Source organism: Methylophaga sp. UBA4204, assembly GCF_002379485.1.
Taxonomy (GTDB): Bacteria; Pseudomonadota; Gammaproteobacteria; order Nitrosococcales; family Methylophagaceae; genus Methylophaga.
In genome coordinates, this window is the sequence record NZ_DFTU01000047.1 from 13,097 (window position 1) to 13,695 (window position 599).

Consider the following 599-nt stretch of genomic DNA (forward strand, 5'->3'; position numbering starts at 1 on the left):
GTTGCCCGGATGATGATGATGGGCATCAAATTTATGGATGATGTGCCATTCAAAGAAGTCTATATCCATGGTCTGGTACGTGATTCACATGGTCAGAAAATGTCGAAATCCAAAGGTAATGTGCTGGATCCTATCGATATTATTGACGGTATCGATCTGGAATCACTAGTCGCCAAACGTACCAGTGGCATGATGCAGCCCCAGCTGGCTGCTAAAATTGAAAAAGCCACCCGTAAGGAATTTCCGGAAGGTATCGCACCGCACGGAACTGATGCTCTGCGTTTCACTTTTGCCTCATTAGCCACTACCGGCCGTGATATCAATTTTGATATGAATCGTATCGCGGGTTATCGCAACTTCTGTAACAAACTATGGAATGCTGCGCGTTACGTATTAATGAATACCGAAGGTCAGGATACCGGTATTGATAACGCTGACGTTGAATTAAGCCTGGCTGATCGCTGGATCATTTCTTTACTGCAACAAACCGAACTGGATGTTACCCGGGCTATCGAAAGCTACCGTTTTGATTTGGCAGCGCAGGCCATTTATGAATTTGTCTGGAATAACTATTGTGACTGGTATCTGGAACTGTCCAA

Annotated in this window: 1 protein-coding gene; it reads left to right on the forward strand. The window is 44.9% G+C overall.

The features are described 5' to 3' along the window. The coding region (locus B3182_RS06455; protein WP_292752045.1) for a class I tRNA ligase family protein at window positions 1-599 on the forward strand (599 nt) is incomplete at both ends.